This is a genomic window from Microvirga lotononidis (genome assembly GCF_034627025.1).
Lineage (GTDB): Bacteria > Pseudomonadota > Alphaproteobacteria > Rhizobiales > Beijerinckiaceae > Microvirga > Microvirga lotononidis.
The window spans coordinates 3,094,052-3,116,944 of the sequence record NZ_CP141048.1 but is presented as its reverse complement, the minus strand read 5'-3'; the positions used below and the strand labels follow the sequence as shown (position 1 = coordinate 3,116,944).

21 protein-coding genes are annotated in these 22,893 nt (G+C 65.9%); 17 read left to right on the top strand and 4 right to left on the bottom strand.

Features of this window, described 5'->3' with window-relative positions:
• Positions 1 to 71: 71 nt before the first annotated feature.
• Both ypfJ and moaB read left to right on the top strand, forming a co-directional pair.
• A complete protein-coding gene (gene ypfJ / locus U0023_RS14795; protein WP_009764754.1) occupies positions 72 to 938 on the top strand; it encodes a KPN_02809 family neutral zinc metallopeptidase in 867 nt (288 codons plus the stop codon).
• 233 nt (positions 939 to 1,171) lie between these two features.
• A complete protein-coding gene (moaB, locus tag U0023_RS14790; protein WP_009764753.1) occupies positions 1,172 to 1,726 on the top strand; it encodes a molybdenum cofactor biosynthesis protein B in 555 nt (184 codons plus the stop codon).
• Here the strand turns inward: moaB and U0023_RS14785 are convergent, their stop codons facing one another.
• Positions 1,727 to 2,218 (bottom strand): glycosyltransferase family 2 protein, encoded by a 492-nt coding sequence (locus U0023_RS14785; protein WP_040639357.1) that lies wholly within the window; start codon positions 2,216 to 2,218, stop codon positions 1,727 to 1,729.
• Positions 2,219 to 2,533: 315 nt separating this feature from the next.
• Here U0023_RS14785 and U0023_RS14780 point away from each other — a divergent pair, with 315 nt between their 5' ends.
• The 6 genes from U0023_RS14780 to U0023_RS14755 all read left to right on the top strand — a co-directional run bounded on the left by U0023_RS14780 (position 2,534) and on the right by U0023_RS14755 (position 9,905).
• Positions 2,534 to 3,619 (top strand): PA0069 family radical SAM protein, encoded by a 1,086-nt coding sequence (locus U0023_RS14780; RefSeq protein WP_040639704.1) that lies wholly within the window; start codon positions 2,534 to 2,536, stop codon positions 3,617 to 3,619.
• Positions 3,620 to 3,791: 172 nt separating this feature from the next.
• Positions 3,792 to 4,433: a ribonuclease HII gene (locus U0023_RS14775; RefSeq protein ID WP_040639703.1), complete on the top strand. Its 642-nt coding sequence runs from the start codon at positions 3,792 to 3,794 to the stop codon at positions 4,431 to 4,433.
• Positions 4,434 to 4,590: 157 nt separating this feature from the next.
• Positions 4,591 to 5,787, top strand: a complete 1,197-nt coding sequence (locus U0023_RS14770; protein ID WP_009764749.1) for a site-specific DNA-methyltransferase — start codon at positions 4,591 to 4,593, stop codon at positions 5,785 to 5,787.
• Positions 5,788 to 5,931: 144 nt separating this feature from the next.
• Complete coding sequence (locus U0023_RS14765) at positions 5,932 to 6,909, top strand: ABC transporter substrate-binding protein (RefSeq protein WP_040639356.1); 978 nt, start codon at positions 5,932 to 5,934, stop codon at positions 6,907 to 6,909.
• On the top strand, positions 6,906 to 8,714 hold the full coding sequence (locus U0023_RS14760) for an ABC transporter permease (protein ID WP_009764747.1): 1,809 nt from the start codon (positions 6,906 to 6,908) through the stop codon (positions 8,712 to 8,714). Before U0023_RS14765 ends, U0023_RS14760 begins: the two co-directional genes overlap by 4 nt.
• A gap of 294 nt (positions 8,715 to 9,008) precedes the next feature.
• Positions 9,009 to 9,905, top strand: coding sequence for a LysR family transcriptional regulator (locus U0023_RS14755; RefSeq protein ID WP_009764746.1), 897 nt, complete (start codon positions 9,009 to 9,011; stop codon positions 9,903 to 9,905).
• Here the strand turns inward: U0023_RS14755 and mutY are convergent, their stop codons facing one another.
• Complete coding sequence (mutY, locus tag U0023_RS14750) at positions 9,906 to 11,009, bottom strand: A/G-specific adenine glycosylase (RefSeq protein ID WP_009764745.1); 1,104 nt, start codon at positions 11,007 to 11,009, stop codon at positions 9,906 to 9,908.
• Positions 11,010 to 11,066: 57 nt separating this feature from the next.
• Here mutY and U0023_RS14745 point away from each other — a divergent pair, with 57 nt between their 5' ends.
• The 9 genes from U0023_RS14745 (at position 11,067) to U0023_RS14705 (ending at position 19,574) form a co-directional block, all read left to right on the top strand.
• Entirely contained in the window at positions 11,067 to 11,576 is a 510-nt protein-coding gene (locus U0023_RS14745) for a DUF721 domain-containing protein (protein WP_009764744.1), read from the top strand.
• A gap of 72 nt (positions 11,577 to 11,648) precedes the next feature.
• The gene (locus U0023_RS14740; protein ID WP_009764743.1) at positions 11,649 to 12,287 is read left to right on the top strand and encodes a DsbA family protein; all 639 of its coding nucleotides are present in this window, start codon (positions 11,649 to 11,651) and stop codon (positions 12,285 to 12,287) included.
• Positions 12,288 to 12,467: 180 nt separating this feature from the next.
• Positions 12,468 to 15,926 (top strand): chromosome segregation protein SMC, encoded by a 3,459-nt coding sequence (gene smc / locus U0023_RS14735; RefSeq protein ID WP_009764742.1) that lies wholly within the window; start codon positions 12,468 to 12,470, stop codon positions 15,924 to 15,926.
• Between the two features lie 206 nt (positions 15,927 to 16,132).
• Positions 16,133 to 16,504, top strand: a complete 372-nt coding sequence (locus tag U0023_RS14730; RefSeq protein ID WP_009764741.1) for an AtpZ/AtpI family protein — start codon at positions 16,133 to 16,135, stop codon at positions 16,502 to 16,504.
• A 59-nt stretch (positions 16,505 to 16,563) separates the two neighbouring features.
• Positions 16,564 to 17,292, top strand: coding sequence for a F0F1 ATP synthase subunit A (locus U0023_RS14725; RefSeq protein ID WP_009764740.1), 729 nt, complete (start codon positions 16,564 to 16,566; stop codon positions 17,290 to 17,292).
• 55 nt (positions 17,293 to 17,347) lie between these two features.
• Positions 17,348 to 17,572, top strand: coding sequence for a F0F1 ATP synthase subunit C (locus U0023_RS14720; RefSeq protein WP_009764739.1), 225 nt, complete (start codon positions 17,348 to 17,350; stop codon positions 17,570 to 17,572).
• Positions 17,573 to 17,802: 230 nt separating this feature from the next.
• Positions 17,803 to 18,351 (top strand): F0F1 ATP synthase subunit B family protein, encoded by a 549-nt coding sequence (locus U0023_RS14715; protein WP_009764738.1) that lies wholly within the window; start codon positions 17,803 to 17,805, stop codon positions 18,349 to 18,351.
• A 16-nt stretch (positions 18,352 to 18,367) separates the two neighbouring features.
• Positions 18,368 to 18,850 (top strand): F0F1 ATP synthase subunit B family protein, encoded by a 483-nt coding sequence (locus U0023_RS14710; RefSeq protein WP_195904274.1) that lies wholly within the window; start codon positions 18,368 to 18,370, stop codon positions 18,848 to 18,850.
• A 67-nt stretch (positions 18,851 to 18,917) separates the two neighbouring features.
• On the top strand, positions 18,918 to 19,574 hold the full coding sequence (locus U0023_RS14705) for an HAD family hydrolase (protein ID WP_009764736.1): 657 nt from the start codon (positions 18,918 to 18,920) through the stop codon (positions 19,572 to 19,574).
• A 392-nt stretch (positions 19,575 to 19,966) separates the two neighbouring features.
• Here the strand turns inward: U0023_RS14705 and gcvPB are convergent, their stop codons facing one another.
• Together gcvPB and gcvPA are read right to left on the bottom strand one after the other, a co-directional pair.
• Positions 19,967 to 21,538, bottom strand: a complete 1,572-nt coding sequence (gene gcvPB, locus U0023_RS14700) for an aminomethyl-transferring glycine dehydrogenase subunit GcvPB (protein WP_009764735.1) — start codon at positions 21,536 to 21,538, stop codon at positions 19,967 to 19,969.
• Positions 21,538 to 22,878: an aminomethyl-transferring glycine dehydrogenase subunit GcvPA gene (gene gcvPA / locus U0023_RS14695; protein WP_009764734.1), complete on the bottom strand. Its 1,341-nt coding sequence runs from the start codon at positions 22,876 to 22,878 to the stop codon at positions 21,538 to 21,540. The genes gcvPB and gcvPA overlap by 1 nt, the downstream gene beginning before the upstream one ends.
• Positions 22,879 to 22,893: the final 15 nt, after the last annotated feature.

Genomic DNA, 22,893 nt, shown 5'->3' with positions numbered 1-22,893 from the left:
GCTCGGAACCGCTTTATATGCTTAAGCCTTAAGCATCTGCGGCGAGGATGCCGCTGCCTTGAAGGTGGATCATGCGCTGGGAAGATTTTCGAACCTCGTCCAATGTGGAAGACCGTCGCGGCATGGGCATGGGCGGCGCGGGTGGTCTCGGCATCGGAACCATCGTGATCCTCGGCCTCGTCGGCTGGGCGCTCGGCATCGACCCGCGCATCCTGATCGGCGGCGCCGAGATGATGACGGGCGGCGGCTCCGGCTATCAGCAGCAACAGCAGGGACGCCAGGGCACGCCGCAGGACGAGGCCGGCCGCTTCGCCGCCGCCATCCTCGGCAACACGGAGGACGTGTGGAAGGAGGTTCTGCCGCAGCAGGCCAACCGGCAATACCAGCCGCCGAAGCTCGTGCTGTTCTCGGACGCGACCCGTTCCGGCTGCGGCGGCGCGCAATCGGCCATGGGGCCGTTCTACTGCCCGCTCGACCAGACCGTCTACATCGACCTTTCCTTCTTCCAGGAAATGCAGCAGCGCTTCCGCGCGGGCGGCGATTTCGCCTATGCCTATGTGCTGGCCCACGAGGTCGGTCACCACGTGGAGAATCAGCTCGGCATCCTGCCGCGCGTCCAGGAGCGCCAGCAGCAAGTCGGCCGCTCGGAAGCCAACCAGCTTTCCGTGCGCGTCGAGCTGATGGCGGATTGCCTTGCGGGCGTCTGGGCGCACCATTCCAACCAGCGCTGGCAATCGCTCGAGCAGGGCGACATCGAAGAGGCGATCCGCGCGGCGGAGGCCATCGGCGACGACCGGCTGCAGAAGCAGAGCCAAGGCCGCGTGGTCCCCGACAGCTTCACCCACGGCTCCTCCGAGCAGCGCATGCGCTGGCTCACCACGGGTTTGAAAAGCGGCTCGATTCAGGCTTGCGATACGTTCCGGGCGGCGAAGCTTTAATCCGCAAGGCTTTGCATCCTCCTTACGTCATCACCGGCCTTGTGCCGGTGATCTCTATTGTTTGAAACGGCGCGCCCCTCCGTATCGGGATTGCCGGGACAAGCCCGGCCATGACGTATGAGGGGTCATTCCGGAAGCTACAGACTGGTTTTTCCCTCTTCGTCCTAGCTGACATCGTGGAAGCCTGAACGTCCGTGAGCTAGATAGAAATATCGATCAAACGAGAGCTTTCCATGCCCGGCATCGACGACACGCTCCCCTTCATTCCCCTTGGCATCGCGGTGCTGACCGTGTCCGACACGCGCTCACTCGACGAGGACAAATCCGGCACGACGCTGGCCGAGCGGCTCACGAAAGCAGGACATCGCCTGGCCGACAGGGCCATCGTGACCGACGACGTCGCGGCGATCCGCGACAGGGTGCAGGGCTGGATCGCCGACTCCACCGTCGACGTGGTTATCACCACCGGCGGCACGGGCTTCACCGGGCGCGACGTGACGCCGGAGGCCATCGAACCCCTCTTCGACAAGCGCATGGAGGGGTTCTCCGCCGTCTTCCATCGCATCTCCTACGACAAGATCGGCACCTCGACGATCCAGTCGCGGGCAACCGCAGGCGTGGCCGGGACGACGTTCGTCTTCGTGCTGCCGGGATCGCCCGGCGCCTGCAAGGATGCCTGGGACGGAATACTGGCGAACCAGCTCGATTACCGGTACCGGCCGTGCAATTTCGTCGAGATCATGCCGCGCCTCGACGAGCATCTGAAGCGGGGAAAGCTGAGAGGCTGATTATCCGAAGACCGGGTCGCGCTCGATGGTGGCCTGGAGCCGCACGGGCATGCGGGTCCTTACCTCTTTCAACAGCACCCGGCGGTGAACCAGATCGCCGGCGCGCACCTTTGAATCCGCGAAGAGATTGGTGAGAGCACTCGCCACGCCGCCGCGCCGACGCCGCATTCTGGCAAGCCCCTGCTCGGGCTTGGAGAGCGCCACGAACCGGTCGAGCACCCGGATCCAGCCCTCCTGCGGAATGTCGCCGTCGTCGAGGCACAACAGCCAGTCGCGCCGGGCCACCTTCGCCCCTTCGATCCAGGAACCCCGCTGCGCCGTCACCAGAGTCGCCCCGGCGGCATCGGCAACCTCCGCCAGAACATCGTCCTGGCTGTCGGTCAAAATGACGGCATCGCCGATCAAGCCGGCGGCGACGGCCGGAACGAGGGCGCTCAAGGTGGCGGCAAGGGCTTCGGGCCCGTGGGATACGCGAACGAGAACGGTAATCATATGAACACTATAGTGGCTCCGGTCCCGTCCGTCGCTAGCGCTTCGTGCGGAAAAGTGAATGCGGTTTGCCGCACCAGACGATGCGCCAGCCAAGAGAGGAAGCATCGGCCCCACTTCCGGGTCCGATGCGAGAGGACATTCTCGACGATGCGCTCTTGATTTTGTTCCTGTTTTGTTCTTAAGCTTGGGGCTCCCGACACAGATTCGTTCGAGGCCGCCATGAGCGTTCGCGCCAAAGATCCCGCCCGCGATCCCTTCCGCACCCGGCCGGTGAAGCGCACTCCTCTGGAAGCGGCAGAAGCCGCCCGGCGCCGCATGGACGATCCGGCCTACCGGGTCGAGGTGGAGCGCCGCCGGGGCCGGGGCGCCTCGGCCAATCCGTCCGGACGCTACGAGCCGGCCCAGCGGGAGAGCTTCGACGACGGCTGGGATCTCGAGGAGGAGCTTCCGGCCCTGCCGACCGAGGTCATCGTCGAGAAGCCGCGCACGATCATCACCAGGAACGATTCGCCCGACATCCTGTTCGAGAAGTCGATCAATCCCTATCGCGGCTGCGAGCACGGATGCTCCTACTGCTTCGCGAGGCCCACCCATGCCTTCCAGGGCTTGTCCTCCGGGCTCGATTTCGAGACCAAGATCTTCGCCAAGCCCAACGCGGCCGAACTGCTGGAGAAGGAGCTGCGGGCGTCGAATTACCAGCCCACGACGATTGCGCTCGGCTCCAACACCGATCCCTACCAGCCGGTCGAGCGGCGCTTCCGCATCACCCGGTCCATCCTGGAAGTGCTCAACCGGATGAACCATCCGGTCGGCATCGTGACGAAATCGGCCCTCGTGACCCGCGACATCGACATCCTGAGCCAGATGGCCGCGAGGCAGCTCGCCAAGGTGGCGATCTCGGTCACGACCCTCGACCCGAAGCTCGCCCGGCGGATGGAGCCGCGCGCGGCGACTCCCTCGAAGCGCCTGGACACGATCCGCAGGCTGTCCGAGGCCGGGATCCCGGTATCGGTCCTCGTCGCTCCCATCATCCCGGCGATCAACGATCACGAGATCGAGGCGATCCTGAAGGCCTGCACGGAGGCCGGCGCCGAGGAGGCGGGCTACGTGCTCCTGCGCCTGCCCCACGATCTCAAGGACCTGATGCGCGACTGGCTCGCCGAGCATTATCCGGACAAGCTCAAGCACGTCTTCACGCTCCTGCAGGAAGCGCGCGGCGGCAAGGACTACGATGCCGAGTGGAGCACCCGCCAATCCGGGATCGGACCCTATGCCTGGATGCTCGGCCGCCGATTCGAGACCGCGGCCGAACGGCTCGGGCTGAACAAGCGGAACCTGAGATTGCGCAAGGACCTGTTCCAGGTGCCGCCGAAGGAGACGGGGCAGCTGAGTCTTTTCTAGTTTCATTCCCGCCACGTCATGGCCGGCCTTGTGCCGGCCATCCCGCTTCTGGAAAGCGCTGCGCTTCAACAATCGTGATCACCGTGACAAGACCGCGATGGATGAACCCTGCGACTCTCCTGTTCACGCATGAGGGATGACAGCGCCCGGTGTTCCCGCTTTCATCCCGCGCATGACAGAAGCGATTCGCCCGAAGCAGAAAACCGGCCTCGGCCTCGCCCGCGAGCTTTCAGCCCGTGCGCAGGGCTTCACCTGCATCGCCGGCCTCGACGAGGTCGGACGAGGACCGCTGGCGGGGCCGGTCGTGTCGGCGGCGGTCGTGCTCGATCTCGACAACGTGCCGAAGGGCCTGGCCGATTCGAAGGCCCTGACGGCCGCCAGGCGCGAGGCGCTGTTTGCGGAAATCCTTGCAACGTCGCATGTCGGCATCGCGTCGGTGTCGCATCGGGACATCGACACCATCAACATCCGGCAGGCCTCCCTGCTTGCCATGTGCAGGGCCCTCGCCGCCCTGCCCTGCACGCCCGACATGGCCTTCGTGGACGGCAACGATCCGCCCGCCCTGCCCTGTGCGACGGAAGCGGTCATCAAGGGTGATTCGTCCATCGCGTCGATCGCGGCGGCGTCCATCGTGGCGAAGGTGGTCCGCGACCGCATGATGGCGCGCCTCGGGAACGCCTATCCGGCCTATGGTTTCGCCAGCAACGCGGGCTACAGCACCAGGGCGCACCTCACGGTGATCGCCAGCGAGGGCCCTTGCCCGTTCCATCGCTTGAGTTTCTCACCCCTGCGCCAAGGGTTACTGGACCTGTAACCTCCCTTAACGCTGATTAACGAAAAATCCCAATATTTTCAATGCGTAGGCAAGTTTTGCCGATCCAAAATATTTGGACTTTCTCGCATTTGGAAACCTCCTCTTTACCCTATCCGATCATGATCCTGAGTGTCAGTTGCGTAACCGGTGATCACCCATGGGTACCTTGCGTACCGGGGCTGCCGGCGCCGCCTCCCGGATCCATGTCTCGCGTACCGGGCGGTCTGCGCCGGCTCCTCGGACGGGGCGTAAACCGCCCCTCTCCGTTCTGCCGCCGTCTCTTCCTCTCAATGAGATTCTTCTCGGCGACTGCATCGCCAATCTCGAGAAGCTTCCCGCTGAGAGCGTGGACGTGGTCTTCGCGGATCCGCCTTACAATCTCCAGCTCGAACAGGCGCTGACGCGCCCGGACCAGAGCCTCGTCGACGCCGTCGACGACGACTGGGACAAGTTCGCGAGCTTTGCCGATTACGACGCGTTCACCCGCGCGTGGCTTCTCGCCGTGCGCCGCGTGATGAAGAAGAACGCGACGCTCTGGGTCATCGGCTCCTATCACAACATTTTCCGCGTGGGCGCGGCCTTGCAGGATCTCAATTTCTGGATCCTCAACGACATCGTGTGGCGCAAGGCCAACCCGATGCCGAATTTCAAGGGCCGCCGCTTCACCAACGCGCATGAAACCATGATCTGGGCTTCGAAGAGCGCGGAGTCGAAGGGCTACACCTTCCATTACGATGCGCTCAAGGCCGGCAACGAAGACGTGCAGATGCGCTCGGACTGGTTCCTGCCGATCTGCACGGGCGACGAGCGGCTGAAGGACGCTCAAGGCCGCAAGGTGCATCCGACGCAGAAGCCCGAAGCCCTGCTCGCACGCATCCTGCTCGCCTCGTCCAATCCCGGCGACGTGGTGCTCGATCCCTTCTTCGGCTCCGGCACGACGGGAGCCGTCGCCAAGATGCTGGGCCGCAACTTCATCGGCCTGGAGCGGGATTCGACCTACGCCAAGGCGGCACGGGCGCGAATCGACTCCGTCGAGCCGCTCTCCGACGTGTCGGTCGCGACGGCGCCCGAGAAGCGCACGGAGGTGCGCGTGCCGTTCCTGTCGCTCATCGAGGCGGGGCTCGTGAAAGCGGGCGAGACCCTGGTGGACGAGCGCGGCCGCCACAAGGCCGTGGTCCGCGCCGACGGCACCCTGGCGCTCGGTGCCATCGTGGGTTCGATCCACAAGATCGGCGCCCTGACGCAGGGCTTCCCCTCCTGCAACGGCTGGACTTTCTGGAACGTGGAGCGTGGCGGAAAGCTCATCTCGATCGACGAATTCCGGTCGAAAGTGCGCGCCGAAATGGCCGCTTGACCTTTGCAACAAATTGGATTTTCGAGAGGGCCAGCCGAAAGCTGGCCCTTTTCGTTTGCCGCACTAACCTATCGTCACAGAGGCGTCATCCAAGACCGCTAGCGCGGGACAGCCGAACCAATCGCGAGGAACTGCCCCGTGCCCATGAAGCGGATTCTCCTTCCCATGCTCGTTGCCCTCATGCCCGCCTTTGCGCAAGCTGAAGGCGTCTCCGGCAACCTCGTTCTCTATACGAGCCAGCCCAACACCGACGCCCAGCAGACCATCGACGCCTTCAAGGCCAGGAATCCTGGCGTCAACGTCACCTTCGTGCGCGACGGAACGCCGAAGATCCTCGCCAAGCTGAGCGCCGAGTTCGAGGCGGGCCAGCCCCAGGCCGACGTGCTGCTGATCGCCGACAGCGTCACCATGGAGGGCCTGAAGAAGGAAGGTCGCCTGCTGGCACACGAGAAGGCCGACGTGTCGGCCTATCCCGCCGGCACACATGATCCGCAGAAATTCTGGTTCGCCACCAAGCTGATCACCACGGGCATCGCCTACAACACGAAGGCGACCTTCAAGCCGACCTCGTGGCAGGATCTCACCAAGCCGGAGGTCAAGGGTCAGCTCGTGATGCCGAGCCCGCTCACCTCGGGCGCAGCGCTCATCCATGCGGCGACCCTCACCGGCACCATGCAAGGCGGCTGGAAATACTACGAGGCGCTCAAGGACAACGATGCCGTCGCCGGCGGCGGCAACGGCGACGTGCTCAAGCAGGTGGCCGGCGGCCAGAAGCTCTACGGCGTCATCGTCGACTACATGCCGATCCGCGAGAAAGCCAAGGGCGCTCCTGTCGAGTTCGTGTTCCCGAAGGAAGGCGTCTCGGCGGTGACGGAACCCGTCGCCATTCTCAAGAGCACGAAGAACCCGGATGCCGCCCGCGCCTTCGTCGATTTCCTGCTCTCGAAGGAAGGCCAGGAACTGGCGCTGAAGCAGGGCTACATCGCGGCCCATCCGGCCGTCGCCCTGCCCGAAGGCTATCCGGCGCGCGAGCAGATCAAGGTCATGAGCTTCGACGCGGCCAAGGCGCTCGCGGACGAGACCAAGAACAAGGCGGCCTTCGCCGACATCTTCGGCCAGTGAGAGATCGCTTTCAGACCAAGTCATTCCTGGAGCGGGGAGGTTTCGGCCTCCTCGCTCTTGTCGCTTTGCTCGTCTTCGCCTTCGACGTCCTGCCCGCCCTGCGATTGCTGATCGCCGCCCTCTTTCCCGGCGGCACCTTCAATCCCGACGCCATGCTCTCGACGCTCTCCAGCCGCTCGGCGTCAAGCGCGGCCCGCGCGACATTCGAGACGGCGCTCTGGTCCACTTTCCTGGCCCTGCCCCTCGGCACGGTCATGGCGCTGATCCTCGGCATCACCGATCTGCGCGGCCGCCGCATCGCGTCGTTCCTTTTCGTCCTGTCGGTGATGATCTCGCCCCAGGTGATAGCGCTCGCCTTTCTGCACCTGACCGGTCCCGCCTCCCCGATCCTGAACGCGCTCGGCCTTGCACCCGGCGCCGGGAGCGCAAACCCGATGCTCGGGCGCGGCGGCATCATCCTGGTGCTCGGCCTGCATCATGCGCCGCTCGTCTATGTGGTGATGAGCGCGGGTCTGAAGCGTATTCCGCTTGCCGTCGTCGAAGCGGCCCGCATCGACGGCGCGCGGCCCATCGGAATCCTGACCGACCACCTGCTGCCGTTGCTGCGCCCGCATCTCGTCGGCGCGGCCCTGCTCGCCTTCGTGGCCGGGATCGGCAATTTCGGCATCCCGGCGCTTCTCGGCGCTCCTGTGAACTACCTGACGCTTCCGGTTCTCATCTACCGGCGCCTGTCGAGTTTCGGCACAGGCATGATCGGCGATGTGTCGGCCCTCGGCCTTCTCGTCGCGGCTATCGCCATCGTGTGCGTTGCGGCAAGCCAGGTCCTGACCCGCAGGGGCGGCGTGCATCTGGAGGACGATACGCCCCTGAAGCCGTTCTGGACTCTCGGCCGTGCTCGCATCACGGCCGAAATCTTCGTCGGCGCCGTTCTGGCCACGACACTTCTCCTGCCGATCCTGTCGCTCATGGCATCGGCCCTCGTTCCGTCCTACGGCATGCCGCTGTCGATCGCGACGATCACGCTCGACAATTTCGTCGAAGTGCTGGTGCGCCAGGACGTCACGATCCGCGCCTTCGCGAACTCGCTGCTTTATGCGGGCGGAGCGGCACTGCTCCTGTCCTTGACGGTCGTGCCCGTTGCCTATGGATTGATCCGCCTGATGGGACGATGGCGAATCCTCGCGATCTCTCTCGTCGAAATCTCCTATGTGCTGCCCGGGATCGTGCTGGCCATCGCGTGCATTCTGCTCTTCCTGAAGCCGCTGCCGCTCGTGCGCGTCTCGCTCTACGCGACGCCGTGGATCATCGTCTTCGCCTATCTCGCCCGCTTTCTTTCGGTGGCGTTGAAGCCCGTGCTCGCGGGAATGGCGCAGGCCGATGTCGCCCAGGAGGAAGCGGCCGCCATCGACGGGGCACGCCTGGCGCAGCGCCTCTTCGGCATCGTGCTTCCATCCCTGCTTCCCGCCGCCGTCGCGGGCGGATTGATGGCGTTCCTGCTCGCCTTCAGCGAACTCACGGTCTCGGCCCTTCTCTGGTCGGCCGGGACGGAGACCATCGGCGTCGTGCTCTACAATCTCGAGGAAGCGGGCCTTGCGAGCCAGGCCTCAGCGGTGGCCATCGTCATCGTCGCCGTGGTGACCGTCGCCATGCTCGTCCTCGATGCGTTGGGCAAGTACCTCCCCGAGGGAGCCCTGCCCTGGCAATGCGAGCCGCATGCCGAAGACCAGGCGCGGATGAACGCATTTCATGCGCCTGCTCGTTCTCCGGCGGTCAGCCGGCTCGAACCCAAGGCCGCTTTGAGCTGAAGGTTTCTTTCACGGCATTCGGCTGCTCAGGCTGACACTCGCCACGTCATGGCCGGCCTTGTGCCGGCCATCCCGATCGTGTGAAGCGCCTCACCTTTCCGATCGGGATCACCGGGACGAGCCCCGTGATGACATGCGGGGTGTTCGGGGGAATTGCCCTCATCAGAACTGAACAGGTCTCCCCCTCTCCTGACAGGCTGTGGGACAACGGCCCTTGAGCCATGGTGCGGCTTGTCCCCTTAGCCGGAACATCCCCCCTATGCCGAACCCGGTCCAACGCTTTAGCATCCTGTCATGGCTTCTTCGTCTCTCGATCCCTTCCGCCTCGCCTTCTCCGAACCGTCCTGGGACGATCTGCGGATCTTTCTCGCCGTGGTGGCTCATGGATCGATGAACAGCGCCGCGAAGGCGCTCGGCCAGAGCCAGCCGACCGTCGCGCGGCGGATCAAGGTGCTGGAGGAAACACTGGGTCTCTCCCTCTTTCAGCGAGGGCCCAACAACCTCGATCTGACGGAAGCCGGACAGGCCATCTTCGAAGCGGCAAACACCATGGGCGACGCGGCCGCCGTGGTGTCGCGGACAGCGGCGGCCTACCGGCCCGATCCCGACGCGCCGGTGCGGATCACCGCCACCGCCTCGGTGACCCTGTTCCTGTCCCTCTACGCGGCCGAGCTGCACGAAACGGCCGCACCCGTTGAAATCGCCTACATCCCCACTCGCCGCAGGCTCGACCTCGCGTCCGGCGAGGCGGATATCGGCCTGCGGATGCGCAACCTGCCCGAAGGAAGCGACGACCTGGTGGCGAGGAAGATCGGCCAGATCGCCTTCGCCATGTATGCCCGTACGGAAAATCCCACGGCGGTCATCGCGCCGCCGGAGGACCCGACCCTGTCCCGCCAGGCAGCCTACGTGGCCGAGTTCGCCCAGGGCCGCACTGTCGCGGCGCGAATCGGCGACATGCCGATCCGCTATCAGGCGGCCAAAGCAGGCCTCGGCGCCGCCTTCCTGCCCTGCTGGCTCGGCGATTCGGATCCGGACCTCGTCCAGATCACGAAGCCGGAGGGCGACCTGATCGAAGACGTCTTCCTCGTCATGCACCGGCGCAGCCGGAACCGCCCCAACGTGGCCCGGGTGGCGAATGCCTTGGCGGCATTGTTCAAGAAGAACCAGAAGGCGCTCGTGGGCGCCTGATCAGTCTTTCGCGGGAGCCTTCGCCTTCCCGCCCGGGATCTCTCCCAATGCGTGCGCCAGCACCTTCTTCATGGCGCCGGGCAAAGCCTCCTCGTGCAGCTGAAGGCGCGGCGTCCAGCGCATGTCGTCGGGCGCGGGCGTGCCCTTCGCGACCTTCGCGAACAGCACCGTGAGCTCCAGCGGGAAATGGGTGAAGACGTGCTTCACCGTGCCCGGCAGGCGCTGCCAGCGGGCCTCGATGGGGGCATCGAGCACGGCGCGGGAGGGCTCGTAATTCGGCTCCCAGGCGCTCGTCGGCGGCTCGGCCATGCCCCCGAGAAGTCCCTGCGGCGGACGGGTGCGGAGCAGGATCGTGTCGTCGGCACGCAGGACCACGAAGGCCGCCCCTTTGCGCAGTTGCCCCGTCTCCTTCTTCTGCTTCTTCGGGAAGGTCTCCTGCAAGCCCTCGGCCCGGGCCCGGCAGGGCACCATCCAGGGGCAGAGCGCGCAGGCCGGACGCTTGGGTGTGCAGATGGTGGCGCCGAGATCCATCACGGCCTGGGCGAAGTCGCCCGGCCGGTCCTCGGGCACCAGGGCCTCGGTCAGGGACCGGATCAGGGGCTTGGCCTTGGGCAGCGGCTCCTCGACCATGAAGATGCGGGACATGACCCGCTCCACGTTGCCGTCCACGGCGGCGGCCTTCTCGTCGAACGCGATCGCCGCCACGGCCGCCGCCGTGTAGGCACCGATGCCAGGGAGCTTCAGGAGCTCCGCCTCACGGCCCGGGAAACGCCCGCCGTGCTTCTCCACGACGGCCTTGGCGCAGGCATGGAGGTTGCGGGCACGGGAATAATAGCCGAGCCCCGCCCAGGCCTGCATCACGGCCTCGGACGGCGCTTCCGCAAGGGCATCGACGGTCGGGAAGCGTTCCAGGAAATTCAGGTAATAGGGTTTGACCGCCGTCACGGTCGTCTGCTGCAGCATGATCTCGGACAGCCAGACCCGGTAGGGATCGGCCGTCACGCCCGGCTTGGCGCGCCAAGGCAGGTCCCGCCGGTGACGGTCGTACCAGGCGAGGAGATCCTGCGGGTCGGGCTTGGTCGCGCTCGGGGCGGGCGTTAACATGGGATTCGGAATAGCGTTCTACACGGAATATTCCAACGCGGCTTTTGGACATTCAACATGAGACGACCGAGGCCTCTTGCCCGCCCCCTTGCCGAGTTTCTCGACGTCTGCCTGTCTCCCAGCCTGGCGGCGCAAGGCTTTGCGACCTCGGACATCATCATGGCCTGGCCCGACATCGTCGGCGAACGGCTCTCCGCCTTCACGCAGCCGCTCAAGATCGAGTGGAAGCGCAAGAGCCCCCATGCGGATCCGGAGGCGCGGCCCGACCCGGCCACCCTCGTGATCCGGGTCGAGAGCGCCTTCGCTCTCGAACTCCAGCACCTGGCTCCGACCGTCATCGACAGGGTGAACACCTATTACGGCTGGCGCTGCATCGGGAAGCTGGTGCTGAAACAAGGGCCCGTGCGGCGGGTTGAGAAGAAGCGCCCGGCTCCCCGCCCCCTCACCCCCGCGGAGAGGGACAAGGTGGACAGGGCCGTCGGGCCGATCGAGGAGGAATCCTTGAAGGCGGCGCTCGACCGGCTGGGCCAGGCCATCGTCAGCTCAGGTTCACGCACGAAAGCGTGAGATATTGGACGCTTGCCTCCAAGGCCAAGTCATTCTACCGCAGGACGAAATCTCTTCAGGAGCTTCCCCACGATGATCACCCGGCGTCAGACGCTTCAGCTTCTCGGAACCGCAGCCGCGACCGTCTATTTCGGCATGAGCCTTCCGGCCCTCGCCCAGAACGTGTCCGTTCAGGACCTCGCGGTCCAGGGGCCGTTGGGCGACATCGCCCTTGGCCCTGCCGACGCCAAGGTGACGATCATCGAGTACGCCTCGATGACCTGCTCCCATTGCGCCCATTTCCATGCCACGACCTGGCCCGAGCTGAAGAAGCGCTACATCGATACGGGCAAGGTCCGCTTCGTCCTGCGCGAATTCCCGCTTGACCCCCTGGCGACAGCCGGATTCATGCTCGCCCGCTGCGACGGCAACGACAAGTACTACCCGATCACGGACCTGCTCTTCGACCAGCAGAAGAATTGGGCTTTCGTCGACAAACCCCTCGATGCTCTCCGGGCCATGCTCAAGCAGGCAGGTTTTTCACAGGAAAAATTTGATGCTTGCCTCAAGGACCAGAAACTATATGACGCAGTCAACGCGGTGAAGAACCGGGCGATGGAGCAGTTCAAGGTGGACTCCACGCCCACTTTCTTCATCAATGGTCAGCGCCATCCTGGAGCCCTATCGATCGATGAGCTTGAAAAGATCATCAAGCCTCTCTTGGGCGAATAACAAAATCCCCTGTTGCGGGATCGATGGCGCGCGCCTTCACCGGACATACCGCGATTTTCCCCTCCCCCTTGTGGGGTGGGTCAGGGTGGGAGTGCCAGCGCTGAACTGGAACCAGGGCGGCGCCGACACCCCCGCCTCCAACTCCTCCCCGCAAGGGGGAGGAGAGCGTAGAGCGCGCCCATGAAGCTGACGCGCCTTCGCATTGCAGGCTTCAAGACCTTCGTCGAGCCGACGGACTTCCTGATCGAGCCGGGCCTGACCGGCGTGGTCGGCCCGAACGGCTGCGGCAAGTCCAACCTCGTCGAGGCCCTGCGCTGGGTCATGGGGGAGAACTCCCATAAGAACATGCGCGCCACGGGGATGGACGACGTCATCTTCTCCGGCTCCGGCAACCGCCCGGCCCGCAATTGGGCCGAGGTGATGCTCACCATCGACAATGCCGAGCGCACGGCCCCGGCCGCCTTCAACGATACGGACCTGCTGGAAATCTCGCGCAAGATCGAGCGCGAGGAAGGCTCGACCTACCGGGTCAACGGCAAGGAAGTGCGCGCCCGCGACGTGCAGATCCTGTTCGCGGATGCCGCCACCGGCGCCCGGTCGCCCGCCCTCGTCCGCCAGGGCCAGATCAGCGAGATCATTTCCGCCAAGCCCCAGGCCCGCCGCCGCATCCTGGAAGATGCCGCCGGCATCGCGGGCCTCCACGCCCGCCGGCACGAGGCGGAGTTGCGCCTCAAGGCCGCCGAGGACAACCTTGTCCGCGTCGAGGATGTGATCCGCGAACTCGAGAGCCAGATCGAGAGCCTGAAGCGCCAGGGCCGCCAGGCCTCCCGCTACAAGAACCTCTCGGCCGAGATCCGCCGCCTCGAAGCCCTGATGTACGCCATCAGCTTCGCCGAGGCCCGCGAGCAGGCCGCCACCGCCGAACGGCAGGTCGCCGAGGACCTCAAGGCCGTTGCCGACGCCACCGAGGAACAGACCCGGGCCGCCACCGCCCAGGCCGTCGCCGCCCACGGGCTCCCGGCCCTGCGCCAGGCCGAAGCCGCCGCCGCCGCTGCCCTGCAGCGCCTGACCCATGCCCGCAACGAGCTCGAATCGGAAGAACGCCGCTCCAAGGAGCGCGTCGTCGAGCTCGAGCGCCATATCGGCGACCTCAACCGGGACATCGCCCGCGAGGCGGCGCAGCGCACGGATGCCCAGGCCACGATCGAGCGGCTTCAGTCCGAGGCCGACGAGATTGCGCTCACCACGGACGGGGCGGACGATGTCCGCGCCGAGGCCGAGGAGCGCCTTCAGACGGCCGAGGCCGAACTGGCGGAGGCCGAAGCGGCCCTGAGCGCCCTTCAGGCCCAGACCTCCGACCTCAATGCCCGCCGCGCCGCCCTGGAACGCGCCGTGCGCGAGGAAATGGAGCGCGCCTCCCGCTTCCGCTCCGAGAAGGAGCGGCTCGAGCGTGAGATCGCCGCCCTCTCGGGCTCGCCGGAGGATGGCCCCTCTCTCGACGATATGCGCGAGGAGGCGGCGATCGCCGAAGAGACCGCTCAGGGTGCCGAAGAGGCCGTGATCGAGGCGCGCGAGACCCTGTCGGCCGCCCGGGAGGCCGAGAACCGCCTGCGCCAGCCCCTCAACGAGGCCGAGCGCACGGCCCAGCGCCTGGAAACCGAGGCTCGTACCCTGGCCAAGCTGGTCACCTCCGCGACCAGCGACCTCTGGCCTCCGGCAGTCGACCAGATCACGGTTCGGAAGGGCTACGAGACGGCCTTGGGCGCGGCTCTCGGCGACGATCTCGAAGCCTCGGTCAACCCGACGGCGCCGCATCATTGGGCCGAGACCCATGCGGGCGCGGACGATCCCGCCCTGCCGGAAGGCGTCACATCCCTGGCGGATCTCTCTCAAGCCCCGTCCCAGCTTCAGCGTCGCCTGCGCCAGATCGGCGTGGTGAGCAAAGCCGACGGTCTGCGCCTGCGCGGCCTCCTGAAGCCCGGTCAGCGTCTCGTCACCGAAGAGGGCGACCTCTGGCGCTGGGACGGCTTTACGGCCGCCGCCGAGGCTCCCTCCCCGGCCGCCCGCCGTCTGGCGGAAAAGAATCGCCTGGGCGATCTGGAGCGCGAAGCCGCTTCGGCCCGCGAGCAGGCCGAGCATCTGCGCCACGAGGCGGAAGCCGCCCTCGAGGCCGTCCGCAAGGCCGCCTCCCACGAGATGCAGGCCATCGAGGCTGCGCGCCAGACCCGGCAGGCGCTCGATGCCGCTCGGACGCGCCTCTCGGCCGCCGAACGCAAGGAGGCCGAACTCGGCCAGCGCCGCTCGGCCCTGCAGGAAGGTCTCGCCCGTCTGTCCGAGAGCGAGGCCGAGGCCCTGGAGCGGGTGCAGGATGCGGAAGGCGCCCTGCAGGACCTCGCGCCCGCGCCCGATCTCGAAAGCCGTCTGCTCGAAGAGCGCACCCGCGTGGCGGAACGCCGGGCTGCCGCCTCCGAGGCCCGCGCCGCCCTCCAATCCCTCATGCACGAGGGCGAACTGCGCCGCCGCAGGCAGGAATCGATCGCCGCCGACATCCGGCTCTGGACCGACCGTGCCGCCCGCGCGGCCAAGGCCTTCGAGGATCTGGGCGAGCGCCTGGAGCGCGCCCAGGACGAACACCAGCGCCTGCTGGAGGCCCCCGATACCTATCTTCAGCGCCGCCGCGCCCTTATGGCCGAGGTCGAGGAGGCCGAGGCGAAGCGCAAGGAAGCGGCCGACCGCCTCGCCGATGCGGAGACGGGCCTTGCCGAATCGGACCGCGCCGCCCGCGCCGCCCTGGAGGCTCTGTCGGCCGCCCGCGAGGCGCGTGCCGGTTCGCAGGCCCGCCACGAGGCCGCCATCGCGCGTCTGGCCGAGATCACCCGCAACATCGCGGAAAATCTGGAGACGACGCCGGCCGGGCTCATCGAGCTCGCGGGCCTGAAGGAAGGCTTCGAGCTGCCGTCCCATGGCGAGATCGAATCCAAGCTGCACTCCCTCAAGAACGACCGGGAGCGCCTCGGCGCCGTGAACCTGCGCGCCGACGAGGAGCTGACGGAGCTCGAGACCAAATACAACAACATCGCCGGCGAGCGGGACGACCTCGTCGAGGCCATCAAGCGCCTGCGCCAAGCCATCGGCAGCCTCAACCGCGAGGGCCGCGAGCGCCTGCTCGCCGCCTTCGACGTGGTGAACGATCACTTCAAGCGGCTCTTCTCGACCCTGTTCGGCGGCGGCACGGCGGAACTGACCCTGGTCGATTCGGACGACCCGCTGGAAGCGGGCCTGGAAATCCTCGCCCGCCCGCCCGGCAAGAAGCCGCAGAGCATGACGCTCCTCTCGGGCGGCGAGCAGGCCCTGACGGCGACCGCCCTGATCTTCGCGGTGTTCCTCACGAATCCTTCGCCGATCTGCGTGCTCGACGAGGTGGATGCGCCGCTCGACGACGCCAACGTGGAGCGCTACTGCGCCCTTCTGGAGGACATGGCCCGCCAGACGGAGACCCGGTTCGTGGTCATCACCCACAACCCGATCACCATGGCCCGGATGGACCGGCTGTTCGGCGTCACCATGGCCGAACGGGGCGTGTCGCAGCTCGTCTCCGTCGACTTGCAGAGCGCAGAGCGCATTCTTGAGGTAGCCTAAGGCTTTCAGGGCCGCCTTGCTTCGGCCTCAAAAACATGTGCGCTTTCGGCCCAAGGCCACCTTAAAACACCGTTATTTTAACCATTTCAACCACTTAGATCTTTTCAGACGGTTCTTGACAGGGTGGACCCCCGCTCATATGGTGCGCCCGGCTTTCGGGGCTGGGTTTCCAAGCATTTTCCCGCAACGCTTCAAAGGAGATCGCAATGGCGGACCCCAACGAGCGGAACGGCGACAATGAGCGGAAACCGGGCAGCGCCGACGATGCCGACCTGTCAGCGAGACTGCAATCGCTCGACGCACGGATCTCCCAAGCATCCGCGCAGCGAGCCGAAGCGGAACCTCGCCCCCGCCCGACGTCCGATTCCAGCGCTCTCGGCCAAGCCTTCAGGCTCTCGGCCGAATTCGTTGCAGGAGTGGCCGCCGGCGGAATTCTGGGTTGGATTGTCGACCGTTTGTTCGGGACTTCCCCTTGGGGTCTGATCGTTTGTCTGATACTCGGCTTCTGCGCCGGGATGCTCAATCTGATGCGAGCAGCCGGGATGGTCAAATCCGCCCGGTATGACGACAAGCGGTGACGGACTTAGACTTCGAGCGCCGAACGGCATTTGATAACATCGAACCTTGAGAGCGGATCATGGCGAGCCCGATCGAACAATTCCAGATCAAGCCCATCATTCCGGTCATCAATTTCACGAATTCATCCCTGTTCATGATCGGCGCAGCCGCCGTGATCGTGGGCGGCCTCCTGCTGGCGACCCGCAAGCGCGCCGTCGTTCCGGGCCGGGCCCAGTCCGTGGCGGAGGTCCTGCACGATTTCGTCGCCAACACGCTGGTCGACGCGACAGGCAAGGAGGGGATGAAGTTCTTCCCCCTCGTGTTCTCCCTCTTCATGTTCGTGCTGACCGCGAACCTGCTCGGCATGATCCCGGGCTTCTTCACGGTCACCAGCCACATCATCGTCACCTTCGCCCTCGCCATGCTCGTCATCGGCACGGTGGTGGTCTACGGCTTCATGAAGCACGGCACCCACTTCCTCGGCCTCTTCGTGCCGTCGGGCGTGCCGGCATGGCTCCTGCCCTTCATCGTGGTGATCGAGCTCATCTCGTTCCTCTCCCGCCCGATCTCGCTCAGCCTGCGTCTCTTCGCGAACATGCTCGCCGGACACATCGCGCTGAAAGTTTTCGCAGGCTTCGTGGTCAGCCTCCTGGCGGCCGGCGGTGCCCTGACGATCCTCGCTCCGCTGCCGCTTCTCATGGCGGTTGCCCTCATGGCGCTCGAGTTCCTCGTCGCCGCTCTGCAGGCCTACGTCTTCACGGTGTTGACCTGCATCTACCTCAACGACGCGCTGCACCCGGGCCACTAGGTCTGCGCTGAGTTACACCTTCCCTCCCGATCACAGTATTCCCAAGGAGATCACAATGGATCCGGTTGCTTTCAAGTTCCTCGGCGCGGGCCTCGCCTGCATCGGCATGGGTCTCGCCGCTATGGGCGTTGGCAACATCTTCGGTAACTTCCTCTCCGGCGCCCTGCGCAACCCGTCGGCTGCCGACGGTCAGTTCGCCCGCGCGTTCATCGGTGCGGCGCTCGCAGAAGGTCTCGGCATCTTCTGTCTCGTCGTCGCTCTCGTTCTGCTCTTCACCTAATCTCAAGACGGTGATCGGGAGGTCGAGGCGCGCTCGAGCGCTTCGCCTCGACAGGGGTGACGGCGGGCTCAACCGCCGTCATTCATGTTTCCGGCGTATCGTGCGGAAAAGTGGGGACCGGTTTTCCGCGCCAACCGATACGCCAGTCTAGGGATTGAGCATCGGATCAATCCCAAAAGTGCAATCCACTTTTGGGTCCGATGCTAGGACCGTATACTAGGATCTGCTCCATGGCTCAGGCTCAGACGAACCACGCCACAACAGAGGCCCCCGGCGGCGCTCACGAGGATATCGGCTTTCCGCCCTTCGAGACGGAAACCTATGCCGGTCAGCTCCTCTGGCTGGCGATCACCTTCGTGGTGCTCTACACCCTGCTTTCCAGGCTGGTTCTCCCGCGTCTGGGCGGAATCATCGAGAACCGCCGCGCGATGATCGCCAACGATCTCGACAACGCGGCCGCCATGAAATCACGCGCCGAAGAAGCCGGCGCCGCCTACGAGAGAGCCCTCGCGGAAGCCAAGGGCCGCGCCCAGGCGCTCGCGCAGGAGACACGCGCCAAGCTCTCGGCCGAGAGCGACGCGAAGCGCAAGGCTCTCGAGGCCGATCTCAACCAGCGTCTCGCCGACGCGGAGGCGACGATCTCCGCGAAGAAGTCCGAGGCCATGAGCCACGTGGACGCCATCGCGCGCGATACCGCTTCCGCCATCATCGAGCGCCTGACCGGCAAGGCTCCGGCCCCGCAGAAGGTCGAAGCCGCTCTCAACCAGATCAAGGCCTGATCGGGAGGTCCCCATGTTGCACAGCGCTGAATTCTGGGTTGCGGTCGCCTTCGTCATCTTCTGGGGCATCCTGTTCTACAAGGGCGTCCCGGGCAACGTGCTCAACCAGCTCGATTCCCGCGGCAAGCGCATTGCCAACGAACTGGCCGAGGCCCAGCGCCTGCGCCAGGACGCCGAACGGCTCCTCAAGGAGTACGAGGCCAAGCGCGCGGCCGCCGAGCGCGAAGCCGCCGACATCGTCTCCACTGCCCGCGACGAGGCCGAGCGTCTCGCCCGCGAAGCCCAGGAGAAGATGACCGATTTCGTGAAGCGCCGCACGGCCACCGCCGAGGCGAAGATCGCCCAGGCCGAGGCCCAGGCCTCCGCCGAGGTGCGCGCCGCCGCCGTCGACGCCGCCATCAAGGCGTCCGAGCGCGTCCTGCGCGACGAGATCACCGGCGCCACCGCCGCCTCGCTCATGACGGCGAGCCTCAACGACGTGCGGACGAAGCTGCAGTAAAGGCCTCGTACCGGACGAACCCACTCAAGGCCGCCCTCCGAGGCGGCCTTTTTGCTTGGAGACCGTGATGCTGATGATCTTCGACTGCGACGGCGTGCTGGTCGATTCGGAGCCGTTGAGCTGCCGGATCGACGCGGAGGTGCTGACGGAATGCGGCGTGCCCTACACGGCCGAAGCCGTGGCCCGCGAGTTCACCGGCGTCAGCGTCAAGGACCAGATCGCCCGGATCGAATCGGAGCGCGGAATCCGGCTGCCCGAGGATTTCACCGAACGGCTCAACAGGACCCTGTTCGCCCGTTTCGAGACGGACCTGAAGCCGATCGCGGGCGTTCGCGATGCGATCCTCTCCCTCCCCTTCCCCCGCTGCGTCGCCTCGTCGTCCGTCCCGGAACGGATCGCCCTCTCGCTGCGCGTCACGGGGCTCGCAGACCTGTTCGACAACATCTTCAGCTCGACCCAGGTCGCACGCGGGAAGCCCGCGCCGGACCTGTTCCTGCATGCCGCAAAGCAGATGAACGCCCGCCCGGACGATTGCCTGGTCGTCGAGGATTCCATCGCCGGCGTTCAGGCGGCGGTTGCCGCCGGCATGCGCGTCATCGGCTTCACGGGTGGCGGCCATTGCGGGCCGGAGCACGGAGACAAGCTCCGGCAGGCGGGAGCGCCGGCGGTGATCGGGCGGATGGCCGAGTTGCGGGCGGTCGCGCAGGACATGTGGCGCGCCTGATCCCTCTCCACTCTGCGGGAGAGGCTGCCATCCTCCACACGTCATAGCGAGTCTCGTGCCGGTGATCCGATGGTTTGTCACTCTGCGGTGTCATTCCCGGCCGAAGCGCAGCGGAGGGGAAGGAAATCCATCGCTCGACGCTCGATCATGGATCCCCTTCCCGGTCCTGCGGACCGCCGGGGATGACACCCAGAACGTCATCACCGGCCTCGTGCCGGTGATCCCGATACCATGAAACGCTGAGCCTCACCGGATCGGGATGGCCGGCACAAGGCCGGCCACGACGTGAGAGACATGCGGCAGGTTTCTGCTCTGTTGTCTCAGGATAAGAAGCGAAGAGTGCAAAAGAAAATGCCCGGCCTGGTGCCGGGCATTTGCGTTTTCCGAGAGGCTTACTCCGCAGCCTCAGCCACGGGCTCCGGCGGCGTCCATTTCAGCACCGGATTGCGCGCGGCGCGGGTTTCATCCAGACGGCGGCGCGGGGCATGGTACGGGGCGCCGGTGAAGCGCTCCTTGTCGCCGTTCTTCGCGGCCATGGCGAGGTCGCGGAGCGTCGCGATGAAGAGGTCGAGGGACGCCTTCGATTCGGATTCCGTCGGCTCGATCAGCATCGCGCCATGCACCACCAGCGGGAAGTACATGGTCATCGGGTGATAGCCCTCGTCGATCATGGCCTTGGCCACGTCGAGCGTGGTCACGCCCGTGTCCTTGAGCCACGCATCGTCGAACAGCACCTCGTGCATGCACGGCTTGTTGCCGAAGGGAAGCGACAGGAGATCCGCCAGCCCGGCGCGGATGTAGTTGGCGTTGAGCACGGCGTCCTCGGAAGCCTGCTTCATGCCGTCGGCCCCATGCGAGAGCATGTAGGACAGGGCGCGCACATACATGCCCATCTGGCCGTGGAACGCGGTCATGCGGCCGAAGGGCTTTTCCGCGGCATCGCTTTCCTGTTCCACCAGCTCGAAGCCACCGTCCTTGCCGGCGCGCACGAACGGCACCGGCGCGAAGGGCGCGAGGCGCGCGGAGAGCACCACCGGCCCGGAGCCCGGGCCGCCGCCGCCGTGAGGCGTCGAGAAGGTCTTGTGCAGGTTGATGTGCATGGCGTCGACGCCGAGATCGCCCGGCTTCGCCTTGCCCACGATGGCGTTGAAGTTCGCGCCGTCGCAGTAGAAATACGCCCCCGCATCGTGGATCGCCTTGGCGATCTCGGCCACCTGCGGCTCGAAGAGGCCGCAGGTGTTGGGGTTCGTGAGCATGATCGCCGCCACGTCGGGGCCGAGCAGCTTCTTCACGTCCTCGACATGCACGGAGCCGTCCTCGCGCGCCGGCACCGGCTTCACCTTGAAGCCGATGAGAGCGGCGGTGGCCGGGTTCGTGCCATGAGCCGAATCCGGCACGAGCACCACGTTGCGGGTCGCCCCCTCGCCCTTCGCCTCGATGGCGGCCTTGATCGCCATCATGCCGCAGAGCTCGCCATGGGCGCCGGCCTTCGGCGACAGCGCGACGGCCGTCATGTTGGTGAGCGTGACCAGGTAGCGTCCGAGCTCGCTCATGAGCTCCAGAGCGCCCTGCACGGTCGAGACAGGCTGCAGCGGATGCACGTCGGCGAAGCCCGGAAGGCGAGCCATGCGCTCGTTGAGGCGCGCATTGTGCTTCATCGTGCAGGAGCCGAGCGGGAAGAGACCCGTGTCGATGCCGTAGTTCTGCTGGCTGAGGCGCACGTAGTGGCGCATGGTCTCGGGCTCGGAGAGACCCGGCAGACCGATCGCTTCCTTGCGCTCCAGGCCGCCGAGGCGCGGCTGGAAGTCATCCGGCTCGTCGAGATCGACGCCGGTCGTGCCATATCGGCCGATCTCGAAGAGCAGCGGCTCGATCTGCGCCAGCGCCTTGTTGCCGGTGAAGGTCGGATGCGTGGTGGTGCCGGCTTCTCCGGCGGAAGAGGGACGTCCCTGGCGGTTCAACATCACAGAACCTCCTTCAAGGCGGCGCAGAGGGCCGCGCGGTCATCATCGGTGTTCACTTCGGTGGAAGCGACGAGCAGCAGGTTGTCGAGGCCGGCACCCGGCATGAGGCGCGACACGGGCACACCCGCCAGCACGCCCTTCCCGGCGAGGCGCTCGACGATTTCGGCCGCGGGCTTCGCGAGCTTCACGGTGAACTCGTTGAAGAAGGTCTCGTTGAGAACCTCGACGCCCTTCACGGTGCCGAGCTGGTCGGCCAGCTTCACGGCATTCGCGTGATTGATGCGGGCGAGACGCGTCAATCCCTTCTCGCCGAGCAGGGTCATGTGAATGGTGAAGGCGAGCGAACAAAGACCTGAATTCGTGCAGATATTCGACGTGGCCTTGTCGCGGCGGATGTGCTGCTCGCGGGTCGAGAGCGTCAGCACGAAGCCACGATTGCCGTCCGCGTCCACGGTCTCGCCGCACAGACGGCCCGGCATCTGGCGGATGTATTTCGATTGCGTGGCGAAGAGGCCCACATAGGGACCACCGAAGTTCAGCGCGTTGCCGATGGACTGGCCTTCGCCGACGACGATGTCCGCGCCCTGACTGCCCGGCGACTTCAAAAGTCCGAGCGACACCACTTCGGTGAACACGGCGATCAGCAGGGCGCCATGCTTGTGCGCCTTGTCGGCGATGGGCTTCAGGTCGCGCACATGGCCGAACACGTCCGGCGACTGCACGACGACGCAGGAGGTCGTATCGTCGATCTGCGAGAGGATGTCCTCGGTTCCGCTCACATCCGGCGCTAGGATGATTGTTTCGTCGCTCGCCATGTCGGAGAGCGTCTTCACCACATCCGTGTAATGCGGGTGCAGGCCGCCGGAGAGTACCGCCTTGCGGCGCTTGGTGACGCGGTGCGCCATGAGCACCGCCTCGCCCGTTCCGGTGGAGCCGTCATACATGGAGGCATTCGCCACATCCATGCCGGTGAGGGCCGCGACCTGCGTCTGGAACTCGAAGAGGTATTGCAGCGTGCCCTGCGCGATTTCCGGCTGATACGGCGTGTAGCTGGTCAGGAACTCGGAGCGCTGGATCAGGTGATCGACGGTCGCCGGCACGTGGTGCTTGTAGGCGCCGGCGCCCACGAAGAACGGCACGGACGAGGCGGACATGTTCTTCGCGGACATGCGGGAGAGGATGCGCTCCACCTCCAGCTCGCCCTTGCGGCGCGGCAGGTCCACGGGCTCCTTGAGGAGCAGGTTCTTCGGCACGTCGGCGAACAGCTCATCGACGTGGTTGACGCCGATCCGGGCGAGCATCTCGCCGCGGTCGGAGTCGGACAAAGGCAAATAGCGCATCGGCAAAAAACCTTG